Here is a 16,501-nt window from a genome sequence, read left to right as displayed (position 1 = left end):
CGGTGTCACTCCACCGGTGCGGCGTCCCCGGACACCGCGCGGGCCAGCCTCGCGAATCCGTCGTGCTCGACGAGATCCTCGACGAAGACGACCTTGCCGCGCTCGTCGGCGAGCGGAACCCGCCAATTCGGATACTCGTCGACCGTGCCCGGCTGGTTCTGACTGCGACGTTCGCCGGTCACATCGGCCAGTGAAACACCCAGCAGCGCAGACGGACTCGCCGCGATCAGCCGGTGCAGCGCCTCGACCTGCCGTTCGACGTCCGTCTCGCCCTCGTCCAGCAGGCCCCGTTCGACCGCCAGTGCGAGAACCGAGTCGCGTTCGGCAGCCGCGTCGGCGAGCTCGGTGTCGAGATCGCCTTCGAGCAGACCGAGCTGCGAACGCAGCCGGACGTGATCGCCCGCCAGATAACCCGCGGTGGGCGGAAGGTCGTGCGTGGTCACCGACGTCAGGCACAGGGAACGGTAGGTCTCCGGCCCGCGAGGGGACTCCTCGTCGCGTTCGAACCACAGGATCGACGTACCGGCGATACCCCGCTCGGCGAGATACTCCTGCACCCACTCCTCGAACACCCCGAGGTCCTCACCCACCACCACGGCACCGGCGCGATGCGCCTCGAGCGCCAGGATGCCGACGAGCGCCTCGTGGTCGCTGCGGACGTACGCGCCGTCCGCCGGCGACATCCCGTTCGGCACCCACCAGGTGCGGAACAGACCCAGGATGTGATCGGCCCGGACCCCACCCGCGTGCCGCAACGCCGACCGCACCACATCGCGGTAGGGAATGTATCCCAGCTCCGCGAGCCGATCCGGGCGCCAGGGCGGCTGATTCCAGTTCTGGCCGTTGCGGTTGAAGTCGTCGGCGGGAGCGCCCACCGTGACGCCCGTGGCCAGCGCATCACCCAGTGTCCACGCGTCGGCGCCGTGCGGGCCGACCCCCACTGCGAGGTCGTGCACGATGCCGATCTCGGAACCCGCGGCGAGCGAGGCGGTTTGTGCTGCCGCGAGCTGCTCGTCGCACAGCCACTGCAGCCACCGGTGGAAGTCGATCCGAGACGCGAGTCGCTCGCGCAGCCGGTCGACCTTCGGGTCGTCCGGACTCGGAGCGCGCGATGCCCACCGGTCGGCGCGGTCGCCGAACTTCTCGTACAGCGCGCACCACAACGCGAAGTCGTCGAGCGCCTGCCCGCCCTCGGCGCAGAACGCCTCGTACCGCGCCCGCCGAGCAGGGCCGAGCGGCACCCGGTACACGCGCTCGAGGACGTCGAGCTTTGCGCGGAAGGTCGCATCGCGATCGAGACGGCGCGCCTTCCGGTTCGCCTTCGCCGCGCGCTGCGCGTTCTCGTCGAGCTCCTTGCGGTGTTTTACGGGAAGATACGCCGTCTCCGGGACATCCTCGACCCGCAGATACAGCGGGTCGACGAAGCGCCGCGACGACGGCAGATAGGGCGAGGGCTCGTGCGGGGGTACCGGCTCCGCCGCGTGCACGGGATTGATCAGGACGAAGTCGCCGCCGTAACCGGCCGTGATCGCCGCCAGATCCGCCAGGTCGGCGAAATCTCCGATGCCCCACGACCGGCGGCTGCGCACCGAATAGACCTGGGCCGCAAGCCCCCACCGCTTCTTCTCGAGCAACCGGTCGGCGGTGGACAAACGGCGTGGGGTCACCACGAGTTGCGCGGTGGCCTCGACATCGTTGCTGCGGGCGTGTACGACGTGCCAACCGAGCGGCAGTCGAGGAACGGCGAACGTCGCGCGGCCCACGAGCCGGCCGTCGACCGTCCTCGGATCCACCCACACGTCGCGTTGTTCGACCTCGATCTCCGTGCCGTCCTCGGTGACCACCCACACCGACACGGGATCGCCGTGCGGCACGTGGACCGGGAACGTCCGGTCGTCACCCTCGACGACCACGAGGGCGGGCGGCAGCATGCTGCGCCACGGACGGTCGTCGAAGTCGGTGAGCGACGTCACGACGTCGTCGTCCGTCGCGGCCGGGACATCGAGCGCGGCGAGTATCCGCCGCAATGTCGCGTCGGAGACATCGTGGTCGAGGCCGCCCCATCCGGTATAGGTGGTGGAGATACCGTGCTTTCCGGCCAGTTCGCGCAGTTTCGCCGAGGACGTCACGGTCCTGAATCATGCCAGCAAAACGACTCGGGGGCAGCGTGCGGAACATAGGGTCGACAGGGTGACCGTTCTCGATATCGCGCACGGCGACATCACCACCATCGCGGTGGATGCGATCGTCAACGCCGCGAACTCCGCCCTGCTCGGAGGCGGTGGAGTGGACGGTGCGATCCACCGGGCCGGCGGCCCGGAGATCCTCGCGGCCTGCCGCGAACTTCGCGCGACCTCGCTACCCGACGGGCTCGAACCGGGCCGCGCGGTGGCAACTCCGGCGGGCCGCCTCCCGGCGCGGTGGGTGATCCATACCGTCGGCCCCGTGTGGTCGGCGCACGAGGATCGATCCGGGATACTGCGCTCGGCCTACCGCAACAGCCTGCTCGTGGCGCACGACCTCGGTGCCCGTACGGTGTCGTTCCCGCTCGTCTCGGCCGGTATCTACGGCTGGCCGCTCGACGACGCCGCCCGTCAGGCCGTCACGACGATCCGGGAGACGCAGACCGCCGTGGAGACCGTCGTGTTCGTCGGTTTCGACTCGACCGCCGTCGATGCGCTCCGTCGCGCCCTCTCCCGGTCGTAGTCGGGCCAGGCGTAGTCCGTTCAGGCGTAGTCGCCGAAACCGTCGAAGAGGGTCGGTTCGTCGGGATTGTCGAACAGGGCGGGCTGCTCGGGCGCCGTCTCGCGGCCGGAACCCGACTTCGACGCTTGCCGGCCGGCCGTGTCGGGGCCGTCGCCCTGCTCGAGGAACTGCAGGGCCTCGGCGAGCGAACGGCTCGTCGCCTCCCATTCGAGGGCACGCGCCCGGGCCTCGCGAGCGCCGTCGGTGTTGAGCGCCGCTTCGCGGGTGTGCGACTCGCCGTCCCACCAGACCTGCAGTTCGGTACTGATGGTGAGGAACCGCCGCAGCTGTTCGGGATCGCGATCGCCGATCGCCGCGACGGTGCTCGCTCCGACATCGGTGGCACCGTCGAGATGGAAGTCGCGCACCGCGAGTAGAGCCACCGGCAGATCGTCCTCGGCGTCGGGCAACTGCGAGACATCGCCCCAGGGCGGCTCGTCCGCGCCCGCCTGTGCTGCGTCGAATCCCTGGTCGCGCAGCAACGCGCCGCCGATATGGGCGGCGAACGAACCGTCGACGGTGTCGAGGAACTGCGTGATCGTCTCGAGCGAGCCGAGCAGATGCGCCGGTGCGAACGGCGCGGCGGGAACGTGGTCGACGATCGCGAGACGATCGTCGACCAGTACGAACTTCAGGTGCGGCCACCGACGGTTGAGGTCGGTGCAGATTTCGGCGGCCCGCGTGCGTCCGGTGATGGAATGGACGATCGGGGCGAACAGGTCGACGGTGCCGCCGCCCGGGCCGACACCGACGAAGACCAGCACCCCGCCGACCTGCAGGACGAGATCGCCGTCCTCGTCCCAGGCGGGAAGATCGTCGATCCGCTCGTGCAGGGTGGATTCGATCAGTTCGCGCACGTGGTCGTCTCCGGTGGGCACGACCGCGAGCGGTACCTGCGCAGCCTGTGTGCGACCCGCGGGCGGTGTCTCGGGCACGAGGAACGACGTGAGGTCGGCGACAGAGCGTTCCGTCCCGAACGTCTCGGCCCGCAGGAAGAGGGGATGGGGAACCCCCCACACCGAGCGCAGGGCACGCACGGCGATCACGGCGAGCTGATCCGCCCAGCCACCCGGCCGGTCGATCCAGAACGCCGGGGATCCGCCGTCCTCCGGATCGTCCGGTCCGCGGGAGGGTGCCTGTAGCCCGAGTTCGAGGAGCATCTGCTCGTCGACCGGCGTGAGATGCCGGTCGGGCGCGAGGTGAGCGTTGGACGGCACCTCGCAGCGGACGAGCCGATCTCCCCACGCGTAGAACTGCACGCACGGACCGGCCGGACCGCCGGCCTCGTCGGTGAAGGGTTCGAGAACGAGGCCGTCGCCGTCGCTCATGGCCGCGACATGGTCGGCCAGGCGCGTGCGGAACTCGCGCCAGGCCGCATCGACGTCCTGGTCGAACCGGGTCTGCGCGTCGGCCATGATCGGACCCCCTTCTCTGTGCGGTCGAGCCGAGAGAAAGACTAGTCGCCGACACCGACAGCCCTTCCTCCACTCGGTCGCAGGGCGACGGCTCGCCGGAGCACAGGGTTCTCGGCCGGCTACGGCCCGCCGGAGTGTTCCGATCCCGGCGAGCGAAACCGTGTCGGTCCGTCCGATGGTGGTCGACCATCGACGCATGATCGACGCCCTCACCCGTCTCGTGCGGACACTGCCGGCCCGTCTCTCCGGAGTCCGGCCGGCGGATCCGTCCGCTCGGGACGCTGCCCCGATCGGCGTGCCCCTATGCACTTCGGATGCGGTGGCGGACTACGCGATCCGAGTCTCGATATGAGTGGTACCGATGGGACGGAGATCGACGCCGACGTCCTCGTGCTCGGTGGGGGACCGGCCGGTACGTGGGCGGCGCTGGCGGCCGCCCGAGCCGGCAGTCGCGTGGTCCTCGCCGACAAGGGCTACTGCGGGACGAGCGGCCCGACCGCGTCCGGCGGCAACAACCTCTGGTACCTGCCGCCCGGACCCGAGCGCGCCGCGGCCGTCGACCGCCGGCACGTCGAAGGGGGACTGCTCTCCGAACCCGCCTGGATGCACCGGGTGCTCGACGAGACCTATCGGCGTGTCGACGACCTGGCCGTGAACGGGCGCTATCCCTTCGGCGTGGATCCGGAGACCGGACGGCGCCGGGGCGGCAGCCTGCAAGGGCCCGAGTACATGCGGCGGATGCGCCGCATGGTCCACCGCGCCGGGGTGTGCATCCTGGACCAGTCGCCGGCCCTGCAGTTGCTCATCGACACCGACGGGGTGGTGGCCGGCGCGACCGGGGTCCACCGCCGGCAGGGATACGAGCCGTGGACGGTGCGTGCCGGCGCCGTCGTACTGGCCACCGGAGGATGCGCCTTCCTCTCCGGCAGCTTCGGTACCGACGTCGATACGGGAGACGGCCATCTGATGGCCGCCGAGGCCGGTGCCGAGTTCTCCGGCATGGAGTTCTCGTCGGCCTACGCGCTCGCACCGTCCTGGAGTGGGCATACGAAGGGTCTGTTCATGCAGTTCGCGACGTTCTACGACGATCAGGGTGCGCGGCTCGGGGACGACCGCGCGACCGCCATGCGGTACCTGCTCGACGGCGTCCCGGTCCACGCCCGGCTCGACCGGGCGCATCCCGACCACCGCGACCTGATGCGCCGCTCCCAACCCAACTACTTCCTGCCCCTGGACAAAGCGGGGATCGACCAGTTCACCGAGATGTACCCGGTCCGCGCGGTGCTCGAGGGAACCGTGCGCGGTACCGGTGGCCTGCGGATCACCGGTACCGATTGCGGCACGTCGGTGCCGGGTCTGTTCGCCGCCGGCGACGTCGCCACGCGCGAGCTGATCACCGGTGGACGCAGCGGCGGTGGCAGCCACAACGGGGCCTGGGCGATGTCGTCGGGTTCGTGGTCGGGGGCGGCCGCCGCGCGGTTCGCCCGGCAACGCGGTGTCCCCGACGCCGCGCGACCGATAGGTGGGGTGGGCCTCGAGGGGGACCCGGATCGAACCGCCACCCGGTCGATCATCGGTCTGGTCCAGGAGCACACGCTGCCGCTCGGGCGTAGTTTCCGTCGGACGGCACGGAGTCTCCAGGACAGCATCGCCGCACTCGACGACGCGTGGACCGTGGCACCGGTGGTGCTCGGCGGCCGGGGGCGCGAACTGGTGCGGGCCCGGTCCGGTGCCGCGCTTCTCGCCGTGGCCCGATTGGTGAGCCACGCAGCCCTCGCGCGTACGGAGACGAGGGGCATGCACGTGCGCACCGATCACCCGGATACCGACCCCGGCCTCCGGCACCGTCTGGTGACGAGCAGTCTGGCCCGGGTGGACGTCCGTGCCGAAGGTGGCCCTGCGGGCCGTGCCGATGGTGGCCCTGCGGGCCGTGTCGACGGCGTGTCCGCGCGACGAGGAGCGAACCGATGATCGAGGTGATCGTCGCCGACCGGTGCATCTCGTGCGACATCTGCATCACGGTGTGCCCGACCGACGTCTTCGATCGAGGACCCGGCGGGCTTCCCGTCGTCGCTCATCAGGAGGACTGCCAGACCTGCTTCATGTGTGAGGTCAACTGTCCCGTCGACGCTCTCTACGTGGCTCCGTATTCGACCGCAGTGGAGGAGAATTCACCACACCGCGACGTCGATGCGCTCACGTCCTCCGGCGAGCTCGGACGGTATAGGGCCGTCGTCGGATGGGGCAAAGGGAGACGCGCGGGGGCACGGGAGGACCGCAACGACCTGTTCACCGGACGGGCCTGAGGAAAAGGCGGCCGAGAGAACGGTTCACCGTAGCTCACGGACGAAGCGGCCGATCTCGGCGATCGCACGTCCGCTCTCGGGCACAACCCCCGCCGCTGCCTGGAAGACGTGTACCTGTTTCTCCCACACCTGGAGCTCGGCGGCCACACCGGCGAGCTGCAGACGCCGGGCCATCAGCTCGGCGTCGACATAGGTCATCTCCTCGGATCCGGTCTGGATGAGCGCCGGGGGCATCTCCGACAGGTCGAGGTCGACAGGGGAGGCGACCGGCTCGGCACCTTCGTCGCCCAGGCGCTCGGCGCGTTCGACAAGGGTGGACAGCACCCCGACCGCGCGTCGCGGGAAGACGGCGCACCGGTGGGAGTTGGGATGGTCCAGCTTGCCCTGCGGATCGAGATCGGTGAGGGGTGACAGTGCGACGGTGCCGGCCGGACGGCCGATGCCGAGCCGCACGGCCTCGTGGGCGACGGCGAAGGTGAGGAAACCCCCCGCGGAGTCCCCGGCGATCACGACACGCTCGGCCGGACAGCCGTGCGCCACCAGCCAGCGCAACCCGTCGAGTCCGTCCTCGACTGCACGGCGGATCGGATGGCGGGGCAGCATGCGGTAACCGACCGCCAGGGCGGGTGCCCCGGTGGCGGCGGAGATGCGCGAGACCAGATGGCGGTGCGTGGAGAGACCGCAACACAGGAACGCACCGCCGTGCAGGTACAGGATTGCGGTGCCGTGCAGGCCGCCGCGACCGACCGGGGTCGCGGTGCCCGGCGCCCACACCAGTTCCGCGGGACACGTCGGGAGATCGACGTGCCGGCGTTGCGTGCCGGGCACCGGCACGAGCGGGAACGCGAGGCGGTCGATCATGGTCGCCGGCCAGGTGAGGACCGGGGCATACGACCACGCCTCGATGATGGGCCGCACGGTGCGGCGCACGGAGAAGGACAGGGCACGGGACTGTGTGCTCACACCCGCGAACTCGCGCGTGGTCGCGCGATGCGCGGGCAGAGGGAGCAACTCGGCGCGGGCGACGCTCACGACCGGCACCTCCTCGGTCTGTGCGGAGTCGTGGTCGGACCCGGTCGGGGTGGCTGCACGGACTCCGGATTTACGAGGATACGCCCGTTCATCCAGGTCGCGAGGGTCCCTGGAGCAATCGTTGTGGTCCTGATCTCAGGGTGATGATTCCGGGTGAAGGCGGGTTCTCGGCGATGTACCTTCGGTCAGGTACCGGCGGTGCAAAAAGTTTTCCGGACCTTCTACACATTCCGTACTTTTCGGGCCACACTGACTGTATGTTTCGACGTGCGGCGCGCGGCCCGGCGCCGCTCTGGGGGACGAGCGAAGGCGAGATGTTGCGTAAATTCGACGTTGCAGGCATGAGTGCCGAGGAGATCACCGCGGAAGATCTGCCCCGGCTGGTGGCGGACGCCGCGGCATGCCAACCCGACCGGATCGCGGTGACACACGGCGCGGGCACCACCACCTACGCCCGACTGCACGGCGAGGTCGTGAAGCTCGATGCGGCCATGGGAATCCTGTTGGGGCGGGCGTCGCTCGTGCCGATCGCGCTCGCGACCGTCTTCCCGGCACTGGCCGACACGGCGCGCGGCGACCTGCGCGATGTGCTCGACGCTCTCGTGATCGATCTCGTCGACTGCGTGGCACCCGAACCGCTCTCCGCAGCGGGCTGACGGACCGCCCCACCATCCATCATCATTGGTAGGTCGACGAACGAAGAGATCGGTGCTGCGCCGCAGTGCCGGTTCGGGTGGGAGGTCCCGTGGAGGACGACACACTCACCGTCGCCTGTAAGTACGGCGAGGTCCGCGGATATCGCGACGGAGAGGTCTACGTCTGGAAGGGCATCCCGTACGCGGCCCCGACCGGACCTCGGCGGTTCCGGTCACCTCTGCCGCCCGAACCGTGGGACGGAGTCCTCGACGGCGCGCGGTACGGACCCATCGCTCCGCAGAGCCGGCAGAGCCCGATCGGAATCGATCCCGAGATGACGTTGAGCGAGGATTGTCTCTCGCTCAACATCTGGGCCCCACCGCCGGACGGGCGCCGACGCCCCGTCATGGTGTGGATACACGGTGGCGCCTACGTGATCGGATACTCCGGGCAGAAGATCTACGACAGCCGAATGCTGTGCGAGAGCGGCGATGTGGTGGTAGTGACCATCAACTACCGGCTCGGTGCGCTCGGCTTCCTCGATCTGTCGTCGTTCTCCACCCCTGAGGCCGGCTTCGAATCCAATGTCGGTCTCCGCGACCAGATCGCCGCCCTCGAATGGGTGCGCGACTGCATCGCCGACTTCGGTGGCGACCCGGACTGCGTGACACTCTTCGGAGAATCGTCGGGTGCCGGGTCGATCACCACGCTCATGACCGTCCCGCGGGCCGACGGTCTCTTCCACCGCGCGATCGCCCAGTCGCCACCCGCGACGTCGGTGTACGGCCGCGAACGTGCCGCGACGGTCGCCGCGCGCTTCCTCGAGATCCTCGACGTACCGCCGTCCCGGGCCGCCGAACTGCTCACCATGCCGGCCGACAGGTTGGTCGAGGCCTCGGAGATGCTCGTCGCCGAGACTCCGACGAAGGTGCCGGGCACACTCGCCATGACTCCTGTCGTCGACCGTGATCTGGTGCCGAAATATCCGGTCGCGGCGTTTCAGAAGGGGCTGTCGCACCGGATCCCGCTGATCATCGGCTCGAACAAGGATGAGCCGTCGATCTTCCGCTTCATGAAGTCGCCGTTGATGCCCGTGAACGATTCGGCCGTGCAGGCGATGTTCGCGGCCCTGGCCGACGATCGGACGGATCTGCCTCCCGAGCGTCTCGCCGAGATCGTCGCGGCGTATCCCGATCTACCCAAGCCTGCCGGGGCGATGGCGCTCTCGCGTGATGCCGGTTTCCGCATGCCGGTGCTCTGGGTTGCCGAAGGTCACAGCGCGCACTCGCCGACCTGGGTGTACCGCTTCGACCACGCCACTCCGATGCTCAAGGCCGCCCGGATCGGCGCCGGTCATGCGACCGAATTGCCGTATGTATTCGGAAATTTCGGCACGCTCGGTCGGGATCCGACTTTCTGGCTCGGCGGTCGCAGGGCTGCCGGTGAGGTCTCCGGACGTGTGCAGCGACGCTGGTGGGCGTTCGCTCATCACGGCGTGCCTGCGGCGCTGGACGGCTCGAAGCATTGGCCGCAGTACGAGGTGGAGGAACGCTCGACACTGCTCATCGACTCCCTGGACGGGGTCGAGTCGGATCCCGACGGCGAGATGCGCCGGATCTGGGGTACCGAGGTGATGGCCTTCACCTGAGGACCCCAGCTCGGGAGGACCCCAGCTCAGTTGCGGTATTCGGGATGTTCGGAGACGAACTTCTCGACGTACGAGCAGGACGTACCGATCTTCAGTCCCTGCTTCTCGGTCTCGTCGAGGGCGTGCTTCACCACGATTCCGGCGAGCCCGCGGCCGCGGAACTGCGGGTCGGTGACGGTGTGGTCGAAGTCCCGCAGGTCGCCGTGCTGCGTGTAGTCGGCGTAGGCCGCGAGGTCGTCGCCGAGATAGAGCGCGAACCGGGACTTCTCGGCGTCGTGCTCGATCCGGAGTTCGGTGCCGTCGATGTTCTGCGTCATGATGTCACCGTACTCGGGGTCTGCCCGGGAGGAGTGTCGACGACGATCGCGTCGTCGTCGGTCAGTGCCACATGCTCGATTCCGTGCTCGCGCAGGTAGCCCAGGCACTGTCGGATTCCCTCGTCGGCGAGGGCCGAGTCTCCGGCGTGCGGCACGATCGCGTGGTCGACCCAGCCGAGCCCGTCCCACACCACCGGGATTCCGCAGGCCGAGGCGACCTCACCGGGATCGTCGGAGAACTCGATGCCGCGCAGCGACGGCGTCGCGACACAGGCCCCGGCGCTGTACCCGCCGTACACCAGCCGGTTGTCGCGCACCAGATCGGTGAGCACGTCGTCGCCGCGACTGCGCGCGAGCTGGGCGCGCAACACGAAGGTGTTGCCGCCGCGTACCCACACCGCGGGGAAACCCGCGAGACGTTCCCCCAGCGAGTCGGGGTCGTCGAGGTGATCGCGCAGATCCACTTCCTCCGGCGTGAAACCGAGTGAGCGCAAGGGGCCCATCTCGCTCGTGACCGCAGCCGCCCGGGCCGTGGACGGCCACGCGTCGGCGGCGTTCGCGATGACCGCGATGCGCCCGGGTTCGCCCACCAGCCGGACGAACGGCGCGGGATCGCTACCGAAGCGGTAGGAGGACAAGAACAGTCGCACGACGTCAGATCGTGAACGCGAGGTTGTCGACGATTCGGCGTCCGACCTCGACGTCGCCGCCGAGGGAGATCTCGTCGATCCGGTCCTGCGCCCGCACGCGTCCACCGGCGAGACGTACGAACAGTCCCGAGTCCATCGCGATCGTCGTCGTGGCCGGCTCCGACAGGGCCGGAACCTCGGCTGCCCGGCCGTGCACCTCGATGTGGACGGTACGCGCGAGGGGACCGGACAGCTCGATCGTGATCCGCGCTCCCTCCGGGGCCTTGCCACGCTTGCCCACGATGAACGGAACCGCGCCGAAGATCTCTGCCGCCCCGAGTTCGGCCCGCGGGCCACCTTCACCGCTCGCCTTGCCGAGCGCATCGCAGATGTCGAGTTCGTGGAGCCAACAGTCGAACACGCGGATCCGCATGAAGCGACCGTACGGCGCGGGCCCGACGGGAGTGTTCGACTGCTTTCCGAAGTCCTCCTGGGTCATCGCGCCGAGCTGGTCCGTGCGACGGGCGACGATCTCCCGATAGCGCCCGAGCACGTCCGCGCCGGGGACGGGACGCAGCGACTCCACCCAGAGTTCGTTGAAGGCCGCGATGTCGTTGCGTACGTGGGGGAGTGAGCGCACGTCGCGTTCGACCCGCGGAGCCTCGATGCCCGCGAGCATCGACTCGGTGCCGATGAGATGTGCGGTGATGTCCTTGACCGTCCATCCCGGCAGGCAGGTGGCGATGTTCCACTCGTCCTCGGTCAGTCCCGAGAGCAGTTCGTCGATGGTGGCGAACTGCTCGAGCAGGAGGGGGCGGATCGTGTCGATCGGGAATTCGGCAGCGGAGGCGTCGGGGGAGGTGTCGGGCTGCGATGTCACTGATGCTCCTCGGCTGTGAGACGGTCGAGACCGGCGCGGATGAGTGCCGCGGTGGCCTCGGGGTCGTGGGGTCGACGGCGGACCAGACCGATACCCATCCGGACACGGTCGCCGTCCCAGCGGGGCAGCACGTGCAGATGCGTGTGAGAGACGGTCTGGAAAGCTGCTCGCCCGTCGTTCAGGACGAGATTGGTTCCGTCGGTGGCGAGTTCGGAACGGGCCATGGCCCGGGCGATCCGCTGTCCGGCGCGGAAGACGGCCGCACCCGACGCCGGATCGAGGTCCTCGAGACGCGCCGCATGCACGCGCGGGACCACGAGAGTGTGCCCGCGCGCGATCGGCCGGATGTCGAGGAAAGCCACGACCTCGTCGTCCTCGTACACCCGTGCTGCCGGACCGCCGCCGTCGGCTATGGCGCAGAACACACAGGAACTCACCGGGTCACCTTAACGCGGTACCCGAGGTCGGTCGTTCTCAGATCTTCAGTGCGTCGACGAGGGCCGGGAGTCCCACCGCTGCCGTCGTCCGCCACGTGTGGTCGGCCTGATCGCTGAGATCGGTCTCGCGCGGATCGATCTCCACCACCGGCACGCCGTGGCTGCGCGCGAGCGACGGCAGGCCGGCAGCGGGATAGACGACTCCCGACGTGCCGATGACCAGGAGCAGATCGGCGTCGCGCAGAGACTCGGTCGCGGTCTCCCACGGTTCCTGCGGCAGCATCTCGCCGAACCACACCACGCCGGGCCGCCCGTCACCGCCACACACAGGGCACGCCGGCGGGTCGAGGCGGGCGACGGGGTCCTCCGGGGGATCGGGAAGATCGACGGCGCGCTCGCACCGGCTGCACCGTGGGGCGAACAGGCTCCCGTGCAGATGGGTGACGTCGCGGCTCCCGGCCCGTTCGTGGAGGTCGTCGACATTCTGCGTCACGATCCGCACGCGGGCGGAGTGTGCCCAGTCGGCGAGGGCGCGGTGTCCGGCGTTGGGTTCCACGCGCCGGACGAGCGCGACCCGCCACTGGTACCAGGCCCAGACCGTCGCAGGATCGTCCGCCCAGGCCTCCGGTGTGGCGAGGGCGGTCGCGTCGAAGTTCTCCCACAGTCCGGTCTGCGCATCGCGGAAGGTGGGGACACCGCTCTCGGCGGACATCCCGGCGCCGGTCAGGACGGCGACGCGGCGGGCCGAACGGGCGAGGTCGAGGACGGAGTCCGGCACGTTCATCGGCTCAGGCTAAGGCTCAGGTGGGGGCAGGACCGGGATCGGGGTGCTCTCCGCTGCACCGCGGGCACGGCTCGTCGGAGGTGAGCATCGCTCCACAGTCGGGGCACAGGAGGTGGAGCCAGCAGACCGGGTCGCCGCCCGTGTCGTCGGTGGTGCGGTCGTCGGTGGTCCCGTTCGCAGGGTTCGTCCCGGGTCCGTGGTTCATACGCGCTCCTTACACTGCCTGTCGCGCGAGCGCAAGGCCGATGTCCGGCCATCGGATGTCTGAATCGATTCCGAAGGGTTCTGAATCGGTACACAGCCCCGTTCGGTACACGGCGAACGAATCTTTTTGCAATCGGTGCCCTTTCGCTCCGGAGGTCGTTCCCGGAGCTGTTCCGGGGGTCGAGTCCGATAGTCCTCCCCGGTCTTGCTCACCGGAGGAAAATAGCATTTGTGAGGTGAGCTGCCTCACAAACTTTCATCATCTTGCTGTTCGGACTCGATTCAGATGATCCGACCAGGTTGCGGGCTCACAGGAGGTCACGGTAGGTCTGCTTAAGCCTTTCAGTGCATGACAGGCCGTCACATGGCCTTCGATAACGCATCTTTCGCCGCCGACCGCGGCACGACGCGCACTTTCATCGACGCAGGAGTCAAGAATTGAGTACCGAAGGATCGAACACGGGGAGCGGAGCGCACCGCCGTCCGACCGTCGGCGTGGTTCGTGAGACGAACGACGGGGAACGGCGGGTCGCGCTCGTACCGAAGATCGTGCCCACCCTGATCGGCAAGGGTCTCGACGTGATCGTCGAATCAGGTGCCGGCCAGGGCGCGCTGATTCCGGATGCGGCGTACAAGGAAGCCGGCGCGAGCGTCGGTGATGCCTGGTCCGCCGACATCGTGGTCAAGGTCGCCCCGCCGAGCGACGCCGAGATCGCCCGCCTGACCTCCGGTCAGCGGCTGATCGGCTTCCTCGCCCCGCGCAACGCCCACAATCAGATCGGCGCCCTGACCGGCGCCGGTGTCGAGGCGTACGCCGTCGAGGCCATCCCGCGTATCTCCCGCGCGCAGGTCATGGATGCCCTGTCGTCGCAGGCGAACGTCGCCGGTTACAAGGCCGTGCTGGTGGCCGCGAGCGAATCCACGCGCTTCTTCCCGATGCTCACCACCGCCGCCGGCACCGTGAAGCCGGCGACCGTGCTGGTGCTCGGTGTGGGTGTCGCGGGTCTGCAGGCGCTGGCCACAGCGAAGCGTCTCGGAGGCCGCACCACCGGTTACGACGTGCGTCCCGAGGTCGCCGACCAGGTCCGGTCGGTCGGTGCCCAGTGGCTCGACCTCGGCATCGACGCCGCCGGTGAGGGCGGCTATGCACGCGAGCTCACCGAAGCCGAGCGGGCCCAGCAGCAGCAAGCGCTCGAAGACGCCATCAAGGGCTTCGACGTCGTCATCACCACCGCGCTCGTGCCGGGCCGCCCCGCGCCGCGCCTGGTGACCGCCGCCGCGGTCGAGGGGATGAAGCCGGGTTCGGTGATCGTCGACCTCGCCGGCGAGACCGGTGGCAACTGCGAACTCACCGAGCCGGGGCAGACGGTCGTCAAGCACGACGTCACCATCTGCTCGCCGCTCAACCTGCCCGCGACGATGCCGGAGCATGCCTCCGAGCTCTACTCGAAGAACGTGTACGCGCTGATCGAGCTGCTGCTCGACGAGTCCGGTGCCCTGGCCCCGGACTTCTCGGACGAGATTCTCGCGGCTGCCTGCGTGACGCGTTCGAAGGAGAACTCCTAGATGTACAACGAACTACTCGCGAACATCGCGATTCTGGTCCTGGCCGGATTCGTCGGTTTCGCCGTCATCTCCAAGGTGCCGAACACGCTGCACACGCCGCTGATGTCGGGCACCAACGCCATCCACGGCATCGTCGTGCTCGGCGCACTCGTCGTGCTCGGTCACCTCCCCGGCGATGCCCACTGGGGCATCAAGATCATCCTGTTCGTCGCTCTGGTCTTCGGCACCCTGAACGTCGTCGGTGGCTTCGTCGTCACCGACCGCATGCTCGGGATGTTCAAGCAGCGCAAGGACTCCCCGGCTGCACAGAAGAAGGGGGCTGACGCCTGATGAGTTACCTCGTCTCGGTCCTGTACATCATCGCCTTCGCGATGTTCATCTACGGTCTGTCGGGTCTGACCGGCCCGAAGACCGCCGTGCGCGGCAACTACATCGCCGCGGCCGGTATGGCCCTGGCCGTCGTCGCCGTGCTCATCGACATCCGCGACACGGAGAACTGGGGTCTGATCATCGGCGGTCTGGCCGTCGGCGTCATCCTCGGCGTCCCGCCGGCACTGAAGACCAAGATGACGGCCATGCCGCAGCTGGTCGCGCTGTTCAACGGCGTCGGTGGTGGCACCGTCGCGCTCATCGCGTGGGCCGAATACCTCGAGTCCACCAGCTTCACCACGCTCGACGACCAACCCACCGTGGTCATGATCGTCGGTTCGCTGTTCGCCGCGATCATCGGTTCGATCTCGTTCTGGGGTTCGCTCGTCGCCTTCGCGAAGCTGCAGGAACTGCTGAACAAGAATCTCGAGAAGAAGCTGGTCGCGGCGGCGAAGCTGTTCCAGCTGGCCAACATCGTGCTGGTGCTCGCGTCGATTGCGATCGCCGTCTACATCGGCATCAGCGCCGACGGTGAGCCGCTCGCCTCGTGGTGGATCCTGCTGCTGCTCGTCGTGGCCGGTCTGATGGGTCTGTTCGTGGTCTTCCCGATCGGCGGCGCCGACATGCCCGTCGTCATCTCGCTGCTCAACGCACTGACCGGTCTGTCCGCTGCGGCTGCGGGCCTGGCGCTGAACAACCAGGCCATGATCGTCGCGGGCATGATCGTCGGTGCCTCCGGCACGATCCTGACCAACCTCATGGCCAAGGCCATGAACCGGTCGATCCCCGCGATCGTCTTCGGCGCCTTCGGTGGCAGCGAAGCAGCCGGCGGCGTGGCCTCGGCCTCGGGTGGCACGGTCAAGGCCACCTCGGCTTCGGATGCCGCCATCCAGATGGCGTACGCCAACCAGGTCATCGTCGTGCCCGGCTACGGTTTGGCTGTTGCCCAGGCCCAGCACGCCGTCAAGGAGATGGCGGCGCTGCTCGAGGACCGCGGCGTCGAGGTCAAGTACGCGATCCACCCGGTCGCCGGTCGTATGCCCGGACACATGAACGTCCTGCTCGCCGAAGCCGATGTCGAGTACGACGCGATGAAGGAGATGGACGACATCAACGGCGAGTTCAGCCGCACCGATGTCACCATCGTGATCGGCGCGAACGACGTCACCAACCCGGCGGCCCGCCAGGACTCGTCGAGCCCGATCTACGGCATGCCGATCCTCAATGTCGACCAGTCGAAGTCGGTCATCGTGCTCAAGCGCTCGATGAGCTCCGGTTACGCCGGTATCGACAACCCGCTGTTCACCGCCGACAACACGTCGATGCTGTTCGGTGACGCGAAGAAGATGGTCTCGGAGGTCACCGAGGAACTGAAGGCCCTGTAGGCCCTTCGGGACCTGTCGTTCCCCGTCACGGCGCCCACGCGGATCACCGCGCGGGCGCCGTCGGCGTCAGAGTGGGGTGAGGCGCGCAGCGACGAGCGATCCCGCCCGCGGAGAACAACCCGTGAAGGCCGACATGATCGGTCGCCGG

At 68.7% G+C, this 16,501-nt stretch carries 17 protein-coding genes; 8 read left to right on the top strand and 9 right to left on the bottom strand.

Annotation, left to right across the window (positions count from 1 at the left end; genetic code table 11):
• Positions 1–5: 5 nt before the first annotated feature.
• Positions 6–2,129 (bottom strand): 4-alpha-glucanotransferase, encoded by a 2,124-nt coding sequence (gene malQ, locus GON09_RS09910; protein WP_213931645.1) that lies wholly within the window; start codon positions 2,127–2,129, stop codon positions 6–8.
• Between the two features lie 61 nt (positions 2,130–2,190).
• On the opposite strand from malQ, the gene GON09_RS09905 reads away from it, so the two are divergent.
• Positions 2,191–2,706, top strand: coding sequence for an O-acetyl-ADP-ribose deacetylase (locus GON09_RS09905; protein ID WP_213931644.1), 516 nt, complete (start codon positions 2,191–2,193; stop codon positions 2,704–2,706).
• A gap of 20 nt (positions 2,707–2,726) precedes the next feature.
• Here GON09_RS09905 and GON09_RS09900 read toward each other — a convergent pair whose 3' ends face one another.
• Entirely contained in the window at positions 2,727–4,160 is a 1,434-nt protein-coding gene (locus tag GON09_RS09900) for a T3SS (YopN, CesT) and YbjN peptide-binding chaperone 1 (protein WP_213931643.1), read from the bottom strand.
• A 348-nt stretch (positions 4,161–4,508) separates the two neighbouring features.
• Between GON09_RS09900 and GON09_RS09895 the strand changes: the two genes are divergently transcribed.
• The gene (locus GON09_RS09895; protein WP_213931642.1) at positions 4,509–6,131 is read left to right on the top strand and encodes an FAD-binding protein; all 1,623 of its coding nucleotides are present in this window, start codon (positions 4,509–4,511) and stop codon (positions 6,129–6,131) included.
• Complete coding sequence (locus GON09_RS09890; protein ID WP_213931641.1) at positions 6,128–6,466, top strand: 4Fe-4S dicluster domain-containing protein; 339 nt, start codon at positions 6,128–6,130, stop codon at positions 6,464–6,466. The genes GON09_RS09895 and GON09_RS09890 overlap by 4 nt, the downstream gene beginning before the upstream one ends.
• 24 nt (positions 6,467–6,490) lie before the next feature.
• Here GON09_RS09890 and GON09_RS09885 read toward each other — a convergent pair whose 3' ends face one another.
• Positions 6,491–7,498: an alpha/beta hydrolase gene (locus GON09_RS09885; protein WP_307854345.1), complete on the bottom strand. Its 1,008-nt coding sequence runs from the start codon at positions 7,496–7,498 to the stop codon at positions 6,491–6,493.
• Positions 7,499–7,755: 257 nt separating this feature from the next.
• On the opposite strand from GON09_RS09885, the gene GON09_RS09880 reads away from it, so the two are divergent.
• Positions 7,756–8,154: a non-ribosomal peptide synthetase gene (locus GON09_RS09880; RefSeq protein WP_244865464.1), complete on the top strand. Its 399-nt coding sequence runs from the start codon at positions 7,756–7,758 to the stop codon at positions 8,152–8,154.
• 89 nt (positions 8,155–8,243) lie between these two features.
• Positions 8,244–9,782: a carboxylesterase/lipase family protein gene (locus GON09_RS09875; RefSeq protein ID WP_213931639.1), complete on the top strand. Its 1,539-nt coding sequence runs from the start codon at positions 8,244–8,246 to the stop codon at positions 9,780–9,782.
• Positions 9,783–9,808: 26 nt separating this feature from the next.
• On the opposite strand, the gene GON09_RS09870 is transcribed toward GON09_RS09875, so the two are convergent.
• Genes GON09_RS09870 through GON09_RS09845 form a run of 6 tightly spaced genes read right to left on the bottom strand, consistent with a single transcriptional unit; the run spans position 9,809 to position 13,034 of the window.
• Positions 9,809–10,099, bottom strand: coding sequence for a GNAT family N-acetyltransferase (locus GON09_RS09870; protein ID WP_213931638.1), 291 nt, complete (start codon positions 10,097–10,099; stop codon positions 9,809–9,811).
• A complete protein-coding gene (locus GON09_RS09865; RefSeq protein ID WP_213931637.1) occupies positions 10,096–10,749 on the bottom strand; it encodes a Type 1 glutamine amidotransferase-like domain-containing protein in 654 nt (217 codons plus the stop codon). Before GON09_RS09865 ends, GON09_RS09870 begins: the two co-directional genes overlap by 4 nt.
• Before the next feature lie 4 nt (positions 10,750–10,753).
• Positions 10,754–11,608: a maleylpyruvate isomerase family mycothiol-dependent enzyme gene (locus GON09_RS09860; RefSeq protein ID WP_213931636.1), complete on the bottom strand. Its 855-nt coding sequence runs from the start codon at positions 11,606–11,608 to the stop codon at positions 10,754–10,756.
• Positions 11,605–12,045: an HIT family protein gene (locus GON09_RS09855; RefSeq protein ID WP_213931635.1), complete on the bottom strand. Its 441-nt coding sequence runs from the start codon at positions 12,043–12,045 to the stop codon at positions 11,605–11,607. The genes GON09_RS09860 and GON09_RS09855 overlap by 4 nt, the downstream gene beginning before the upstream one ends.
• Positions 12,046–12,082: 37 nt before the next feature.
• Positions 12,083–12,829, bottom strand: coding sequence for an SIR2 family NAD-dependent protein deacylase (locus GON09_RS09850; RefSeq protein WP_213931634.1), 747 nt, complete (start codon positions 12,827–12,829; stop codon positions 12,083–12,085).
• Between the two features lie 16 nt (positions 12,830–12,845).
• Complete coding sequence (locus GON09_RS09845; RefSeq protein WP_213931633.1) at positions 12,846–13,034, bottom strand: hypothetical protein; 189 nt, start codon at positions 13,032–13,034, stop codon at positions 12,846–12,848.
• 437 nt (positions 13,035–13,471) lie between these two features.
• On the opposite strand from GON09_RS09845, the gene GON09_RS09840 reads away from it, so the two are divergent.
• Genes GON09_RS09840 through GON09_RS09830 form a run of 3 tightly spaced genes read left to right on the top strand, consistent with a single transcriptional unit; the run spans position 13,472 to position 16,353 of the window.
• Positions 13,472–14,599, top strand: a complete 1,128-nt coding sequence (locus GON09_RS09840) for a Re/Si-specific NAD(P)(+) transhydrogenase subunit alpha (RefSeq protein ID WP_213931632.1) — start codon at positions 13,472–13,474, stop codon at positions 14,597–14,599.
• Positions 14,600–14,929: an NAD(P) transhydrogenase subunit alpha gene (locus tag GON09_RS09835; protein WP_006552916.1), complete on the top strand. Its 330-nt coding sequence runs from the start codon at positions 14,600–14,602 to the stop codon at positions 14,927–14,929.
• On the top strand, positions 14,929–16,353 hold the full coding sequence (locus GON09_RS09830; RefSeq protein ID WP_213931631.1) for an NAD(P)(+) transhydrogenase (Re/Si-specific) subunit beta: 1,425 nt from the start codon (positions 14,929–14,931) through the stop codon (positions 16,351–16,353). The genes GON09_RS09835 and GON09_RS09830 overlap by 1 nt, the downstream gene beginning before the upstream one ends.
• Positions 16,354–16,501 lie beyond the last annotated feature (148 nt).

This window comes from Rhodococcus sp. B50 (assembly GCF_013602415.1).
Classification (GTDB): domain Bacteria; phylum Actinomycetota; class Actinomycetes; order Mycobacteriales; family Mycobacteriaceae; genus Rhodococcus.
This window is presented reverse-complemented; position numbering and strand designations above follow the sequence as displayed.

Bases quoted from the DNA above. Each gene is read 5' to 3' on its own strand.
- GON09_RS09900 (WP_213931643.1), bottom strand. From the start codon at position 4,160: ATGGCCGACGCGCAGACCCGGTTCGACCAGGACGTCGATGCGGCCTGG.
- GON09_RS09895 (WP_213931642.1), top strand. From the start codon at position 4,509: ATGAGTGGTACCGATGGGACGGAGATCGACGCCGACGTCCTCGTGCTC.
- GON09_RS09890 (WP_213931641.1), top strand. From the start codon at position 6,128: ATGATCGAGGTGATCGTCGCCGACCGGTGCATCTCGTGCGACATCTGC.
- GON09_RS09880 (WP_244865464.1), top strand. From the start codon at position 7,756: ATGTTTCGACGTGCGGCGCGCGGCCCGGCGCCGCTCTGGGGGACGAGC.
- GON09_RS09870 (WP_213931638.1), bottom strand. From the start codon at position 10,099: ATGACGCAGAACATCGACGGCACCGAACTCCGGATCGAGCACGACGCC.
- GON09_RS09850 (WP_213931634.1), bottom strand. From the start codon at position 12,829: ATGAACGTGCCGGACTCCGTCCTCGACCTCGCCCGTTCGGCCCGCCGC.
- GON09_RS09845 (WP_213931633.1), bottom strand. From the start codon at position 13,034: ATGAACCACGGACCCGGGACGAACCCTGCGAACGGGACCACCGACGAC.
- GON09_RS09835 (WP_006552916.1), top strand. From the start codon at position 14,600: ATGTACAACGAACTACTCGCGAACATCGCGATTCTGGTCCTGGCCGGA.
- GON09_RS09830 (WP_213931631.1), top strand. From the start codon at position 14,929: ATGAGTTACCTCGTCTCGGTCCTGTACATCATCGCCTTCGCGATGTTC.